This is a genomic window from Chitinophaga skermanii, from assembly GCF_003259335.1.
Lineage (GTDB): Bacteria > Bacteroidota > Bacteroidia > Chitinophagales > Chitinophagaceae > Chitinophaga > Chitinophaga skermanii.
Map to the genome: position 1 here is coordinate 381,263 of NZ_QLLL01000006.1, position 15,879 is coordinate 397,141.

13 protein-coding genes and 1 riboswitch are annotated in these 15,879 nt (G+C 42.2%); of the genes, 9 read left to right on the top strand and 4 right to left on the bottom strand.

The features are described 5' to 3' along the window. Window positions 1-62 precede the first annotated feature (62 nt). The 5 genes from leuC to LX64_RS17320 are packed head-to-tail and all read left to right on the top strand — an operon-like array spanning window position 63 to window position 5,546. A complete protein-coding gene (gene leuC / locus LX64_RS17300) occupies window positions 63-1,460 on the top strand; it encodes a 3-isopropylmalate dehydratase large subunit (RefSeq protein ID WP_111598932.1) in 1,398 nt (465 codons plus the stop codon). Between the two features lie 24 nt (window positions 1,461-1,484). Continuing rightward, window positions 1,485-2,228: a class I SAM-dependent methyltransferase gene (locus LX64_RS17305; RefSeq protein WP_111598933.1), complete on the top strand. Its 744-nt coding sequence runs from the start codon at window positions 1,485-1,487 to the stop codon at window positions 2,226-2,228. Window positions 2,229-2,264: 36 nt separating this feature from the next. Continuing rightward, window positions 2,265-2,864: a 3-isopropylmalate dehydratase small subunit gene (gene leuD / locus LX64_RS17310; RefSeq protein WP_111598934.1), complete on the top strand. Its 600-nt coding sequence runs from the start codon at window positions 2,265-2,267 to the stop codon at window positions 2,862-2,864. Then, complete coding sequence (gene leuB, locus LX64_RS17315) at window positions 2,836-3,984, top strand: 3-isopropylmalate dehydrogenase (RefSeq protein WP_449384857.1); 1,149 nt, start codon at window positions 2,836-2,838, stop codon at window positions 3,982-3,984. The genes leuD and leuB overlap by 29 nt, the downstream gene beginning before the upstream one ends. Window positions 3,985-4,040: 56 nt before the next feature. Further along, a complete protein-coding gene (locus LX64_RS17320) occupies window positions 4,041-5,546 on the top strand; it encodes a 2-isopropylmalate synthase (RefSeq protein ID WP_111598935.1) in 1,506 nt (501 codons plus the stop codon). 616 nt (window positions 5,547-6,162) lie between these two features. Here the strand turns inward: LX64_RS17320 and LX64_RS17325 are convergent. Further along, window positions 6,163-6,708 (bottom strand): hypothetical protein, encoded by a 546-nt coding sequence (locus LX64_RS17325; protein WP_111598936.1) that lies wholly within the window; start codon window positions 6,706-6,708, stop codon window positions 6,163-6,165. A gap of 576 nt (window positions 6,709-7,284) precedes the next feature. Between LX64_RS17325 and LX64_RS17335 the strand changes: the two genes are divergently transcribed. Then, window positions 7,285-9,996: an AsmA family protein gene (locus LX64_RS17335; protein WP_111598938.1), complete on the top strand. Its 2,712-nt coding sequence runs from the start codon at window positions 7,285-7,287 to the stop codon at window positions 9,994-9,996. Between the two features lie 165 nt (window positions 9,997-10,161). Then, on the top strand, window positions 10,162-10,563 hold the full coding sequence (locus tag LX64_RS17340; protein WP_111598939.1) for an SdpI family protein: 402 nt from the start codon (window positions 10,162-10,164) through the stop codon (window positions 10,561-10,563). Between the two features lie 61 nt (window positions 10,564-10,624). Here the strand turns inward: LX64_RS17340 and lipA are convergent, their stop codons facing one another. Beyond that, window positions 10,625-11,524, bottom strand: a complete 900-nt coding sequence (lipA, locus tag LX64_RS17345) for a lipoyl synthase (RefSeq protein WP_111598940.1) — start codon at window positions 11,522-11,524, stop codon at window positions 10,625-10,627. A 30-nt stretch (window positions 11,525-11,554) separates the two neighbouring features. Next, window positions 11,555-12,382 carry a hypothetical protein gene (locus LX64_RS17350; protein ID WP_148707362.1) on the bottom strand — a complete coding sequence of 276 codons (828 nt, stop codon included), beginning with the start codon at window positions 12,380-12,382 and terminating at the stop codon, window positions 11,555-11,557. Between the two features lie 185 nt (window positions 12,383-12,567). Between LX64_RS17350 and LX64_RS17355 the strand changes: the two genes are divergently transcribed. Next, entirely contained in the window at window positions 12,568-12,975 is a 408-nt protein-coding gene (locus tag LX64_RS17355) for an OsmC family protein (protein ID WP_111598942.1), read from the top strand. 37 nt (window positions 12,976-13,012) lie between these two features. On the opposite strand, the gene LX64_RS17360 is transcribed toward LX64_RS17355, so the two are convergent. Further along, the gene (locus LX64_RS17360; RefSeq protein ID WP_111598943.1) at window positions 13,013-14,296 is read right to left on the bottom strand and encodes a DUF2851 family protein; all 1,284 of its coding nucleotides are present in this window, start codon (window positions 14,294-14,296) and stop codon (window positions 13,013-13,015) included. A gap of 124 nt (window positions 14,297-14,420) precedes the next feature. Further along, window positions 14,421-14,542, top strand: a riboswitch (SAM riboswitch). A gap of 152 nt (window positions 14,543-14,694) precedes the next feature. Here LX64_RS17360 and LX64_RS17365 point away from each other — a divergent pair. Then, entirely contained in the window at window positions 14,695-15,873 is a 1,179-nt protein-coding gene (locus tag LX64_RS17365; protein WP_111598944.1) for a trans-sulfuration enzyme family protein, read from the top strand. The last annotated feature ends 6 nt before the right edge of the window (window positions 15,874-15,879 follow it).

Here is a 15,879-nt window from a genome sequence, read left to right on the forward strand (position 1 = left end):
TAGCAAGGTTACGAAAAAAGGAAACGGCTCAAAAAGCAAATAAAAGCAAATTACGATTACGAATGGGAAAAACATTATTCGACAAAATTTGGGAAAGCCACGTTGTAACCAGCCAACCTGGACACCCCGACGTTGTATACATTAACACGCATTTTATTCACGAAGTAACGAGCCCACAAGCTTTCGACGGTTTGCGCAAGCGCGGTATCCCGGTATTTCGTACAGATAAAACCCGTGCCACAGCCGATCATAACGTTCCAACTTTAGATCAACATTTACCGATTAAAGAAGCGTTGAGCCGTAAGCAAGTGGAGATGTTGACCCAAAACACGGCCGAATTTGGCGTAGAATTATACGGCCTCGGCCACCCTTACCAAGGTATTGTACACGTAATTGGTCCTGAATTAGGTATTACGTTGCCAGGTATGACCATCGTTTGTGGCGATAGCCATACAAGCACCCACGGTGCTTTCGGTGCGATTGCCTTCGGTATTGGTACCTCTGAAGTAGAGCAGGTATTGGCTACCCAATGCATTTTGCAATACAAGCCTAAACGCATGAAAATTGACATCAACGGCCAGTTAAAGCCGGGCGTTGTTTCTAAAGATATTATCCTATACATCATTGCGAAGATTTCTGCTTCCGGTGCAACGGGTTATTTCGTTGAGTATGCCGGTGAAGCGATTCGTAGCTTGAGTATGGAAGCGCGTATGACGATCTGTAACATGAGCATCGAAATGGGTGCACGTGGTGGTATGATCGCCCCAGACGACGTTACTTTCGATTACATTAAAGGCCGTGAGTTTGCACCGCAAGGCGCAGATTGGGATAAAGCCGTGGCTTACTGGAAAACGCTCTATAGCGATGCCGATGCCAACTTTGATACTGTCTTAACCTTCGATGCCAACGATATCGAGCCCCAAATTACCTACGGTACAAACCCGGGTATGGGTATGGGCGTAACAGAATCTATCCCAGCTTTAGAGTCATTAGAAGACAGTGAAAAACCATCTTTCTCTAAATCATTAGCCTACATGGATCTTCAGCCGGGCAGTCAATTGCTGGGTAAGAAGGTAGATTATGTATTTATCGGCTCCTGTACGAACTCACGCATCGAGGATTTACGCCAAGTAGCAGCTTTTGTACAAGGTAAGAAAAAGGCAGATGATGTGATCGTATGGATTGTACCTGGCTCTAAACAAGTAGAAGCACAGGCGATTGAAGAGGGAATTGATAAAGTATTTGAAGCAGCGGGCTTCCAACTTCGCCAACCGGGCTGTTCGGCTTGTTTGGGTATGAATGAAGATAAAATCCCAGCAGGCAAATACTGCATCTCTACTTCTAACCGCAACTTCGAAGGTCGCCAAGGTCCTAATGCCCGCACCTTCCTCGCCAGCCCATTAACAGCCGCCGCTGCTGCTATTACCGGCCGTGTAGCTGATGTACGCGAAATGTTATAATAAACTTCTAAAACGCACCTGGTTATGTGGGACGCAGCATTATATAAATCACAACACGCCTTCGTGTTCGAATATGGGAATGATCTTCTTTCGTGGTTAGCGCCGCAAGCAGGCGAGTCGATCCTCGACGTAGGGTGTGGCACCGGCGAGCTTACTGCTCAAATTGCCACTACCGGCGCAGCAGTAATCGGCATTGATAAATCGGCTGATATGATCGAGAGTGCACAAGCGCACTACCCCAACATTCAATTTGCTGTGGCCGATATCGTAACCGCCAATCTTCAGCAACAATTCGACGCCATTTTCTCCAATGCCACTTTGCATTGGGTGATGGAGAAAGAACAAGCCGCTGCGCAAATGCGTAGGCACTTAAAGCCGGGCGGACGCTTAGTATTGGAAATGGGAGGCTTGCATAATGTGAAAAGCATCACGGATACCTTGCAAAAAGTAATGGCCGAAAGAGGATTGAACTACCAGCCTTTTTGGTACTTCCCTTCAGCCGGCAGGTATGCTACGATTCTTGAACACCAAGGCTTCCGTGTGAACAGGGTACATTATTTCGACCGCGAAACACCGCTGGCCGATACTGAAAATGGTATTGTACAGTGGTTGGAAATGTTCGGTAAACAGTTCTTTGGAACCTTACCGGAAGCGGAAAAACTCAGCATCATGCACACCGTGCAAGATAGACTGCGTAATACCAACTTCAGAGATGGGAAATGGTACGCCGACTATAAAAGATTGCGCGTGAGTGCAGAAAGAATTTAATCGATTCCATTTACAAAATTTAGTATACACAATAACATGGATAAAACATTTAAAACACTGGTTTCATCAATCGTTCCAGTGCCCATTGAAAACATCGACACCGACCAAATTATTCCTGCTCGTTTCTTGAAAGCGACTACCCGTGATGGTTTTGGCGAGAATTTGTTTAGAGATTGGCGCTATAATGAAGATGGATCACCGAAGCAAGACTTTGTACTAAACAACCCTATTTATAGCGGTGAAGTGTTAGTAGCAGGTAAAAACTTCGGTTGTGGTTCTAGCCGCGAACACGCAGCTTGGGCCATTGGCGACGCAGGTTTTAAAGTAGTGGTGAGCAGTTTCTTTGCAGATATCTTCAAAAACAACGCGCTCAACAACTTCATCTTACCCGTTCAAGTATCTGAAAGCTTCTTACATAAGATTTTCGCGGCTGTAGAAAAAGACCCGAAAGCCACTGTAGAAGTGAACTTGGCCGATCAAAAAATTACCATCAGCAGCACCGGCGAACAAGAAGGATTCGACATCAACGCGTATAAAAAGACTTGCTTGTTGAATGGTTACGATGACATTGATTATTTATTGAGTTTACGCAGCGACATTGAAAAATATGAAGCTAGCCGACCTTTCAATTTCTAATATAACTACACACAAAACACACAACACGAATTATAGCACAATGGGTATCACGAAGAAAATATTGGTAATACCAGGAGACGGTATCGGGCAAGAAGTTACAACCTGGGGTAAAAAAGTTTTAGAAACCATCGCTGCCAACTACAAACACACGTTCACGTTTGATGAAGGCATGATGGGACACGTAGCTATTGAAGCAACAGGCAACCCACTACCGGATGAAACACTTGAAAAAGCTCGCAACTCCGACGCGATCTTATTCGGCGCGATTGGTCATGCTAAATATGATAACGATCCCACGCTAAAAGTTCGTCCTGAACAAGGCTTGTTGAAAATTCGTAAAGAATTGGGCTTATATGCCAACCTTCGCCCGATTAAATTATTCGACGATTTATTACAAGCATCTAGTATCAAACCTGAAATTTTACAAGGTGCTGATATCCTATTCTTCCGCGAGTTAACCGGTGATGTGTATTTCGGCGAGAAGAACAGGTCGGAAGACCGTAATACGGCGAGCGATTTAATGATCTACCACAAATACGAGGTAGAACGTATTGCCCGAAAAGCCTTCGAAGCAGCACGTACCCGTCGTAAAAAATTATGTTCTGTTGATAAAGCTAACGTACTGGAAGCATCTCGTTTGTGGAGAGAAGTGGTGCAAGAATTATCGAAAGAGTACCCGGATGTTGAAACAGAACATATGTTCATCGATAACGCTGCCATGCAGCTCATCAAAGATCCTAAGCGTTTTGATGTGGTAGTAACCGGTAACCTTTTCGGTGATATCTTAACCGACGAAGCATCGCAGATTGCAGGCTCTATGGGTATGCTCGCGAGTGCATCGGTTGGTGACAAGATTGGGTTCTACGAACCTATTCACGGATCGGCACACGACATTGCCGGTAAAGGTATTGCCAACCCATTAGCTTCTATTTTATCAGCTGCATTGCTTCTCGATATTTCATTTGGTTTACAAGACGAAGCACAACGTGTGATTAAAGCTGTAGACGCTACTTTACGTCAAGGTTTCCGCACGATGGATATTTCCAGCAAACACACTGAAAACAGGTTCTTACTCGGTACCGACGCCATGGGCGAAAAAGTATTAGAGAATTTGAACTAAATCAATCGACACAACAATCTTCTTAGCAGCTCTCAATCAACATAAAAAGCAGAACAATGGATAAAAACCGTGTATATATATTTGATACAACCTTGCGCGATGGCGAACAAGTGCCGGGTTGTCAATTAACTACCGTCGAAAAAATTATTATTGCCAAGGAATTAGAGGAACTGGGTGTAGATATTATCGAAGCGGGTTTCCCTATTTCGAGCCCGGGCGATTTCCAAAGTGTAGTAGAGATTTCTAAAGCGGTAACTGAGCCGGTAATTTGTGCCTTAACACGTGCCAACAATGCCGATATCGATGCAGCGGCTGAAGCACTTCGCTTTGCAAAGCGCGGCCGTATCCATACGGGTATTGGTGCTTCTGATATGCACATCAAGTATAAATTCAATAGCACCCGCGAAGCTATCTTGGAACGCGCCGTTGCTGCTGTTAAATATGCTCGCAAGTTTACTGATGATGTAGAATTCTATGCAGAAGATGCCGGTCGTGCCGATGTAGTGTACCTCGCGCAAATGATCGAAGCAGTTATTGCTGCCGGTGCTACCACTGTAAACATTCCAGATACAAATGGTTATTGCTTACCAGGTACATACGGCGAGAAAATCAAGTTCTTAGTAGATAACGTGAAGAACATTGATAAAGCTATTATTTCTGTACACTGTCATAACGACTTAGGTTTAGCCACCGCCAACTCTATTGCCGGTGTAATTAACGGTGCCCGCCAAGTAGAATGTACGATCAACGGTATTGGGGAACGTGCAGGTAATACTTCATTGGAAGAGGTAGCGATGATTTTGAAAACACACCATGGTTTAGGGTACAATACCAACATTAATTCTAAGCGTATTTCCAATATTTCGAGCTTGGTATCGAGCATGATGCGCATGCCTGTTCAACCTAACAAAGCAATTGTGGGTAGGAATGCATTTGCACATAGCTCTGGTATTCACCAAGATGGTGTATTGAAACACCGCGAGAACTACGAAATCATTGATCCTGAGGAAGTAGGTATCGAATCGAACTCTATCATTTTAACGGCACGCAGCGGTCGCCACGCTTTGAAGCACCACTTAGAGCGTTTGGGTTATAAAATCGATAAAATCAACCTCGATGAAGTGTACCAACGCTTCTTGGTGATGGCTGATAAAACGAAAGAAATTAACGACCACGATTTGCAAGTACTCATGGGCGATGGCGATTCTCATAACTATGACGATCAGGCCATTAAAGTATCCTTATTACAAGTAGTATGTGGTGATCCTTTACGCCCAATGGCCACAGTTAAATTGAGAATCAACGGGGAAGAGAAAGAAGCCAGCGCTACGGGTAATGGCCCAGTAAACGCTACAATTAACGCCATCCACGAAATCATCAAAGATGACATTGAATTGGACGAATTCAGTATCCAATCGATGCACGGTGGTAGCGACGACGTCAGCAAGGTAAACATGCACGTTCGTTGCCAAGGTAAATCGTACTACGGCTTCGGTTACTCAACCGACATTGTGAATGCCAGCGTAAATGCATACGTTGATGCATTGAATAAGATATACTAGTTTTAGTAGCAAAAGTTAGCTTTAAAAAGGTCGTCTCTTACGCATAGAGACGGCCTTTTTTGTGTTTATTTAGGTATATGTAGGCATACCCTTATATGGGTAGCTATTAAGTACCAATCGACTTAATACCGGGGTAATCCCGGCATGCAATAAAAGAAAGATGAGGTGAAAGCTAGGGAACTATAAGGAAACAATAAGGGAAAGTAAAGGAAGCATAAGGTGAATACCGATGTAAATACGATGTAGATACGATGAAACTACATGGAATTACATGGGAATTACATGGAATTTACATGAAAACCACATGGAAAGCACATGAAAGTCACATGTCCCGTACTTGGGAACTACTTTGTCACAATTATGAGGCTACTTAGTACGCAAAGGGAACGATATATAATACAACTACTTGATACACTGCAATATACAATTTCAAATGGGAAACAAAAGGGGAATTCGTACGTAAGAAGCTCAAAGTTAGCTGTATTACCATGGAATGAGAGGCTTTTATAGTGGAGCAACGCTAATCATCATTCCTTCGCCCCTTAATAATACGTATAAAAGATAACAAAAAAGGATGCCATGTACAGGCATCCTTTCAAACATATAGCATGACAAATTAGTCTTCTTTTCCTCCTTTCTCCCCTACAAACCAATGTTCTTTTTCCTTGAATAAAACGTTAAACGTTGTTAAAGAACCATATATGCGGGTAATGTATTGTTGGAGATTGATTTTATCTTCATCGTTGAGGCCTTTATGTGCATTCACTTGTTGTTCGAGTACGCGGAGGCGATCTCTTACCATAACGATTTTATGGAAAAATACTTCGATGGGCACTTCTTTGGGTTTCATACTGGCGTCTTTCGGCTTGAGAATCAAGGTACCACCTTCCCATTTATCGCCGAGGGGTACTACTTCCGAGAAACCATTCCAAAGGCGCAGAATCTTCAAGATAGAGGTTTCCACTTGTGATAAGGTTTCCACCTCTTTTGTTTGATTTTCAATGTTCAAGATCTCGAACTTTGGATCATCTTTATCCACTTCCAAAGTACCTTCATTCATGAATGTAACAATATACTGTGCATATTTTACACCAATAATTACACCCGGCCCGAAACGTGCATGTTGTACACGCGAACCGATACCTGCTGTTAATTCTTCCATAGAGCGATTACAAGTTTTGGTGCTGTAATATAAACTATTCTTTTGAAGGCAGTTATATACAAACGACTCAAAAAATTTCAACGATTAAAACCGCGCATAGAATCAATAATACCAAGTTACAGCATATGTGAAACACCACAAGTGCTGTACTATAAGAACGTAAAATAAAGTACAAAGCCACCGTTATGGCAATAAATAATACAGCGTACCAAAATGGGTGTACACTTGCATAAGTTAATACAAGTAAAATCATACTCAGCCCAATCCATTCCAACAGCAGTAATAACTTAGCCATCGACTTCACCGGGGTGAACGTCTTTTTGGGGGCATCTTCCATAAAAGCAATTTAAGGGTGTGTCTTTTTAAATACTGGTCATGTTAATATACGTAATAACCTTGCGTAGGGTTGACTGATTCTCGTCATAATTATTGTCGAAAATCCTACTTACTTGGTTATGAAACACCTGCTAGGAAAGTTTTCAATAATTTTCATTTTGCTGCGCCGCATCTTCACCGCGCTTTTATTATTTATTGGGTTTTACTTTCTATCTTACACCCAGTTTTATATTGAAACCTATGAAATTTAAAAAAATACTGAAGCGAACGCTTATTGTTTTCGTTGTATTGATTGCTATTTTGATTGCAATCCCGTTCTTATTTAAAGGCAAGATTATGTCGAAAGTAAAAGCGGAACTCAACAAGAGCTTGAATGCCAAGGTAGATTTCAAAGATGTTGATATCTCCTTGATTCGTCGCTTCCCCCGTCTTGCAGTAGCGATTGAAGATTTATCGATCGTTGGCGTTCAACCTTTTGAAGGCGACACGCTATTATCTGTTCACCGTATCGACTTGGCGTTGAACCTTATGAGCGCCATTAAAGGCGAGCAAATTGATGTGTATAACGTAACAATTAACCAGCCTCGTGTGCGTGCGATTGTACATAAAGATGGTCGCCCTAACTGGGACATTATGAAGCCCGATACTGTTGCTACACCGGAACAACCGGCAGATACAAGCAGCAGTACTTTCAAGATGAACTTACAAAAATACAGCATTGAAGATGCGTATGTATTGTATAGCGATCAACAAGGCGATATGAGCTTAATCATCAACGATTTAGATCATAGTGGTGCGGGTGATTTTACCTTGGATGAATTCATTTTGAAAACAAAAACCTCTGTTGGCGGTATTACTTTCAACATGGGCCTCATTCCCTACCTCGTGAATACGAAAGCTGTAATGGATGCGGATATCAAGATTGATAATAAAACATCAACTTACTCTTTCAAAACGGATAACATTGCGCTGAATAACTTGAAAATTAGCGCGGGAGGATTTGTACAAATATTAGAAGAATCTATGAAAATGGATCTTCAATTCAAATCAGCTTCTACCGATTTCAAAGACATTTTATCGATGGTACCGGCCGTTTTCATGCAGGATTTTTCAAACTTAAAAACAAGTGGTAGTGCTACTTTTGGCGGTTTTGTAAAAGGTACTTTCAGCGACACACAAATGCCTGCTTTTGGTATTGATTTGGGTGTGAAGGATGGTTTCTTCCAATACCCTAATTTGCCCAAACCGGTAAAAAATATCCAACTTGCTGTACATGTTAACAACCCCGATGGTGTACCTGATCACACGGTGATTGATATGCCACAAGCGCACTTGGAATTCGATAACTCGCCAGTAGATATTCGCTTGCTTGTGAAAACACCGATCTCCGATGCTTACATTGATGCGGCAGCTAAAACAAACCTCGATTTATCGAAAATCATGCAATTCGTACCCCTTGAAAAAGGCACGCAATTGAAAGGTTTCGTGAATGCCGACTTACAAGCAAAAGGTAATATGAGTGCCATTGAAAAGCAAGCCTATGATAAGTTCTATGCTGCGGGTGATGTGAAAGTGAACGACTTATTATACGCAAGCAAAGATTACCCCGATGGTGTGAAAGTGAATAATCTTCACATGATCTTCAACCCGAAAACGGTGAATGTTCCTGTATTTGACGGTGCATATTTAGGTACCAACTTTACAGCAAACGGTGAGGTAAATAACATGTTGGCTTATGTATTGAAAAACCAGCCATTGAATGGTAAGCTAAATGTGAAAGCCGATGCTATTAATTTAGATAAATTCATGGCAACCGGTAGCGAGCCGGCCGCGAATGCACCTGCTGAAGCAGCAGCTGAAGGACCGTTCGTAGTGCCGAATAATTTGGATTTCACCTTAAACGCGCAAGCGGGTAAAGTGCATTACGACAAAGTAGATCTCACGAACCTTAGTGGTACATTGTTATTGAAAGATGAAACGGTGTACATGACGAATATAAAAGGCAATGCTTTACAAGGCACCATGAATATCAACGGTTCTTATTCAACGAAAGAAAGTCATAAAAACCCTGCTATCCACTTAAAATACGATGTGCAGGATGTTGATATTCAACAGTCATTCCTGGCCTTCAATACCGTGCAAAAGTTGATGCCGATTGCACAATTCTTGTCTGGTAAAATCTCTTCTTCTTTAAACCTAGAAGGTAAGTTAGGAGAAGATATGTCGCCGGTTTTGAACACTTTAACGGGTGATGGTAACTTGTTATTGATTCAAGGTGTGTTGAAGAAGTTTGAGCCATTGGATCAATTAGCTAGCCAATTGAATATCGCGCAATTAAAAGATATTTCGGTGCGTGATATTAAGAACTACATCGCGTTCCAAAATGGTCGTGTTACAGTGAACCCATTCAAGATTAAAACCAATGGTTTAGACATCTTGGTAGGTGGTTCACATGGCTTCGACCAGTCGTTAGATTACACTTTGCAATTGAATGTACCTCGTAGCGTAATTGGTAAACAAGGTGATGCATTGATCAACAACTTGGTGAACCAAGCAACGAGCAAAGGCATCCCTGTAAAAGTGAGCGATAGTGTTCACTTACAAATTGCTTTAGGTGGTAACATCCTGAAACCATCCTTCAAAACAGATCTCCGCGAAACCAGCAATAAAATGGTGGATAACTTGAAAGATCAAGCAGCAAACTTGGTAAAAAACAAGGTAGATTCAGCAAAAGCAACTATCAAGGATTCTATAGCGCAAGTGAAGAAAGATGTGAGTAATGCTATTAAGGATGAAGTAACGAAGCAATTGTTAGGCGGTGGTAGCAAGGAAGGCGAAAGCGGTCAGCCTGCCCAAGATGCCGGGAAAAAAGTAACAAATACTTTAAATAATACTTTGAATGGTTTATTGAAGAAGAAGAAAGCTGCTCCAGCAGACTCTACGCATCAATAATCATTGAAAATCAGCTTTATACATTTTGGGAAATCCCGGCCAATGGCTGGGATTTTTCTTTTATACAGGTAAATCAAATGCGGTAGAAACACTGAACTTTACAATTCGTGCCTGTTCAATCAAACTGGCGCTGTTTTTGTTTGTTATAGATTCAAATGTACCGTTATGACTGCATTTTTCCATAGCCCCTTTTTCAATGCTAGTTTAATAGCCGGTCCCCTTATTTTCTTAATGGCTTGGGTATTCCAGAAATTCCCTCCCCGTACAATGAATGCTTGGTATGGATATAGATCGTACTTAAGTATGCATAGCCCAGAAATGTGGAAGGAAGCCAATCGTTACATCGCTGTGTTGGCGAAGTACTTATCTTGGATCTTAACGCCATGGGGATTATTAGCGGCCCTATTATTTTCTACGCAAACTGATCTATTTTATTATTTCACCATTGCCCCGGTAGTTATTGGCATATTATATATCTGCGGATCTACGGAGTACCATATTCACCAGATGTTAAAACCTGGTGAGGATGAGTTAAAAGGTGGTGCAAGTACCGATTTTCCTAACTAAAAGCACAAAGGCCCGGTTTCTATGAAGAACCGGGCCTTTGTTTTATAAGGTATAATTGATATTAACGGTTGTTTCTACCGCTGAAGATATGTTTTTCAGCATGGTAAGAAGAGCGTACCAACGGACCTGCCTCTACGTAATCTAAGCCCATATTGTATCCAATTTCGCGCAATTCTGCGAACTCGTCGGGATGTACGAAGCGTACTACCGGTAAGTGCTTTGGTGTTGGTTGAAGGTATTGACCTAAGGTTACAACATCACAGCCATTATCGCGTAGATCTTGCATAGCTTGGATAGTTTCTTCTTTCGTTTCACCTAAGCCGAGCATGATACCGCTTTTTGTGCGCATTCCGCCATCTTTCAAACGGCGAATTACTTCTAAGCTTCTGTGGTATTTAGCTTGGATACGTACTTGTTTGGTTAAACGTTCTACGGTTTCCAAGTTATGCGACACAACTTCTGGTGCTACATCGATAATACGTTGTAAGTTTTCCCATTGGCCTCTAAAATCTGGGATAAGGGTTTCCATTGTAGTTCCTGGGTTTAGGTTGCGCACCGCGTTTACGGTGTTAGCCCAGATAATGGAACCGCCATCTTTTAGTTCGTCGCGATCAACGGATGTGATAACGGCGTGTTTGGCTTTCATGAGGAAAATGGATTCTGCGACTCTTTGGGGTTCATCCCAATCAACCGGTAATGGTCTACCAGTTGCTACGGCACAGAAACCACAGCTACGCGTACAAATGTTACCGAGGATCATGAAGGTGGCTGTACCGGCCCCCCAACACTCACCCATATTCGGACAATTGCCGCTCTCGCAGATGGTGTGTAATTTATGTGTGTCTACTAAGCTTCGAACATGTCTATAATTCTCGCCGATAGGGAGCTTAACGCGCAACCAATCCGGCTTTTTAACTCTTTGAACAGCTGGTTCAGCTGCTATTACTGGTAGTTCTTGCATCGCAATTCCTTTCTTTAAAGTACAAAGTTACTACTTATTCCAGCGTTTACCGAACTGTAACCCAACGTAGGCATTTAACAAGAATTGCTTATTATCCTCTAACACCATGATGGGCACTTTTTTCGTATAAAACGCCCCGTTTACACCTACTTCTAAGGCACTTACCACGTGATTGAACCTTGCCCAATCGAAGCGAATACCCAATTTTCCATGCAAACCTGGGATCAAAGTTAATTCATCCCAACCTTTTCCGAAACCCGCGCCGCCAGAAATTAAAGATTCGTCGAGGAATTTATCTGCCGTTGCAGGCGTGTAGCGGATATCACCACGTTGACCATTCCCCATATCTCTTACCTCTATATAATAAGGTTTCAACAAGCCCAAAGAGATACCACCGTAGTAAATCCCTTGAACCTCAACACCTTGTTTATTAGCTTTACCACCAATAAGCTTACGATTACCATAACCTAAGTTCACAGGGTAAAAGTTATTTTGCTTACCATAAAAGAAAGGGCGCGTAGAATATAAGAAGTAACCATCGCTTTCGATGGTCGTCATCTTCTCTTGCTTCGCATGTTTTACCTCGGAAAATTCCAATTGGAAGTAACGCACATTATTGCGGTTCTTACGGTAGGCCATCTCTACAAAGCCGGTCCAACCGTTGGTATTCAACCTTCCTCCCATTGAAAATTCTCGCTGGTAGAGGTTCTCACCTTCTTCCAATTCCTTAAATAGAGAAATCCGCTGAAGCTTTTTCTTCTCTTTGTCGTCTTTCTTACTTTGACGGGTAGTAGATTGGGCATAAACAGACGTTCCGGTCAAAACGAGTAATAATAGGAGTAGATTTATTTTTCTCACGGTAATGTGTAATTATATTTATATAAACGTTGGATTACGTTTTATGTTTTATCACTATACAAACGTACACGAAATTAACCGTTTTTCCACTGCACTTCCCTCATTTTCAATAACAAATCATAGGCAAGGCAAAGGGCACGTATTTCCTAAAAATACGTTTATTTTACATTAAAATTATTATCACGATGAACACCGCCGAAATAGTATACAATGGTGAATTAAGAACCACCTCTACCCATGTTAGATCAGGTACCGTTATTGAAACAGATGCACCTGTAGACAACCAAGGTAAAGGCGAACGCTTCTCTCCTACCGACCTCGTTGCCAGCGCTTTAGGTTCTTGCATGATCTCCATTATGGGCATCAAAGCAAGAGATAACAATTGGAAAATTGAAGGCACCAAGGTAGCTATCGTTAAACACATGGGTACCGAACCTCGCAGGATTGTGCAGATTGATGTAACGATCGATTTCCCTGCCGGTCATGATTTAGACGATAAGGCAAAAACCATTCTCGAGCGTGCAGCTTTAACTTGCCCAGTGGCAAAAAGCTTGCATCCCGATTTAGTGCAAAATGTAACCTTTAACTGGTAATACATGAAAATGGTCTCTATGCATAGAGACCATTTTTTTACCCTTTCATGATTTTAGCCCCTACTTCACATTGCAGGCATTTCTTCTGCAAACAAAATCTTTCTCTTAATTCCAATAGCGCTTGTGAATCTAGCGCTGTTTGCGCTGCTTGTCCTATTTGCGCCCATTGTGCCATATAGCTGTTCTTTTCGGGTGGTAAAAGCAATGCAAACTGTAGTGCCCTCTCTTGTAACACTGCATCGGCATGGGTTTGGCCATACAAGAAAATGAGCGGCAATACCGTGTTGATCAAAACATTCTGCACCATGGTTTTACCTACGTGGTGATGTGGCTTCTTCGCCTTTATATTGAAGCGATAATGGGAGGTCCAATACTCGCTCACTTCCATTTCAAACAACGTTTCCAGCTCTCTAATATCTTGGATAGCGATGACTTGCGAAAATACCCGCGGGTGTTTATGCACAAACATGGCCAAGGCTGCAATACGTTGCGTGGGGAAGGAATGCGGGCGCATACGAAGCCACTTCCAAATGTGCACGGGCATGCTGTGTTGTAGCTGGTGTTTATGTTGTAAGTAACGAAAAGTAAGCTGTAAGCTACGGCCGTATTCATCTTCCATTGGGGCATGTAGCATACCAGCCTGCCCGAATAACAATGCTTCTACTTCATGTAGGTTATGACTGTAACGGTGCAAGAGCTTGTAATCGGCAAGTTGTGCCAGCTGCTCGAATGCTATGCTGTTAACGGGTACCCCGGCTGCTTGTGCGATAGCGCGGTAGCAAACAGCATCCCAGTCGTACTGTGATTGCTGTAACCAACGCTGCATGGTAGCTGTTTTCCTTTGCCAACGTTCCAGTAGCAATCGTTCTTTCCAATGTTGCCAAATAATACTGGGCACTTGCCGACACACCTTTTCACAGGGAATAAATACCTGTTCTTGTTGGAGCAATTGGTAACGTTGTAGTAATAAATTGGCGATGCGGCCATCTAGTTGTATACAAGGAACAGCCGGCATTACACTGGGATCGTCGTGTATTACCACAACATGCAGGATAATATTGTGATAACGAGGATCGCGCTGGTGCCGATGTTTATGCCAGTCGGAACTGCGCAAATGTATTTCAACATTCCCGGCCCAAAGGATACCGCCTATTTTTATCTTGGCAGCAGAAAAATCTGGGCCTGCATGCGGGTTTAATAGTCCCGGCGAAATAATCTCTAGGCTGTCGCCTGCTGTGGAAGCGAGATTGCGTTGATCGAACATGCCGTGTTGCCATATATATTGCAACAGGGCTTCGTTGAGTAATGGGTTAACTTTCATGGTAATATAGTATAACAATGGGTTAATAATTTACCATTAATTTCTCATTGAAATGAACTTTTTAAAAATAAGATTTGGAAATTTGGAGCGAGTGCTATTAAATTTGCACCCAGTTCTTAAACATTACTTATCCAGAAAGGCGGAGGGACTGGCCCTTTGATGCCTTAGCAACCATTTTGGTATTTCAGTGATACTAAAAAAAGGTGCTAATTCCGGCTCAGGTATACAACCTGGGATAGATAAGTTGGCAGACAAAAGTATTTTAGTTGCACCGCATCATAAATTATTAAAGCTCTTCCAACGTGGAAGAGCTTTTTTTTTGCTCTCCACTCCCCGTGCTTCATGGATAATTGGTTTAATAACCTATTTGAAACAAAAACAATTATCTAATCTAGAGCATGAAACCATCCACCCAATTGATTCATAGCATACCAGTAGATGAGTTGACAGGCGCCATTTCAGTGCCTATCTACCAAACGTCTACGTTTGTGCAAGAATCGCCCGGCATTAACAAAGGGTTCGAGTTTTCTCGTGCCAACAATCCCACCCGCAAGGTGTTGGAAGATATCATCTGCAACCTCGAAGAAGGCCACAGCGGCTTCGCGTTTGCAAGTGGTATGGCTGCGATCGACGCCGTGTTGAAGTTGTTGAAATCGGGTGATGAAATTATGGCTGTAGAAGATACTTACGGTGGTATTTTCCAGATTTTTAACCACATGTTCGAGCGCTTCGGGATTAAAGTGAATTTCGTAGATATGAGCGATACGGATAAGGTGTTGGAGAAAATTAATACCCGTACACGCATCATTTGGTTGGAATCGCCTACGAATCCTACCATGAAAATAGCCGATATTAAATCTATCGGGAAGATTGCAAAGCAACATAATATTTTGCTGGTGGTAGATAACACTTTCTCTACCCCGCTGCTCCAAAAACCTATTCCATTAGGCGCTGATATCGTTATTCATTCAGCTTCTAAATTCTTATCCGGTCATAGCGATGTATTGGCGGGTTTGGTAGTAGTGAATAGCAAAGCGCTTTCCGATCAACTCAAATTCAACCAGAATATTTCTGGCAGTATATTAAGTCCTTTCGAAGCCTGGTTAACCATCCGTGGCATCGAAACATTATCACTCCGTTTAGAAAAACAATGCGCGAATGCTTTGGCGATTGCGAATTGGTTATCGGAACATCCTGCGATTGATAAAGTATTTTACCCAGGCTTAGCTTCTCACAAAAACCACCACATCGCGCGTAAACAACAAAAGGGATATGGCGCTGTCATTAGCTTCAGCTTGAAAGCCGATCAAATTAAAAACGCGATCAGGATTGTCAATAGTACCAAGCTGTTCAAATTGGCAGAAAGCTTTGGCGGTGTAAAAAGTATGCTGAACCATCCTGTTACGATGACACACCGTAATATTCCGGAGGAGTTTAGGCGTAAAGCAGGTTTACAAGATTCTTGTATTCGTTTGTCGGTAGGTATTGAAGATGCGGAAGACTTGATCAACGATCTTAAACAAGCATTAGACAAACTCAACCAACCAATAGGAAAACAAATAACAGTTCTACAATAAATATTA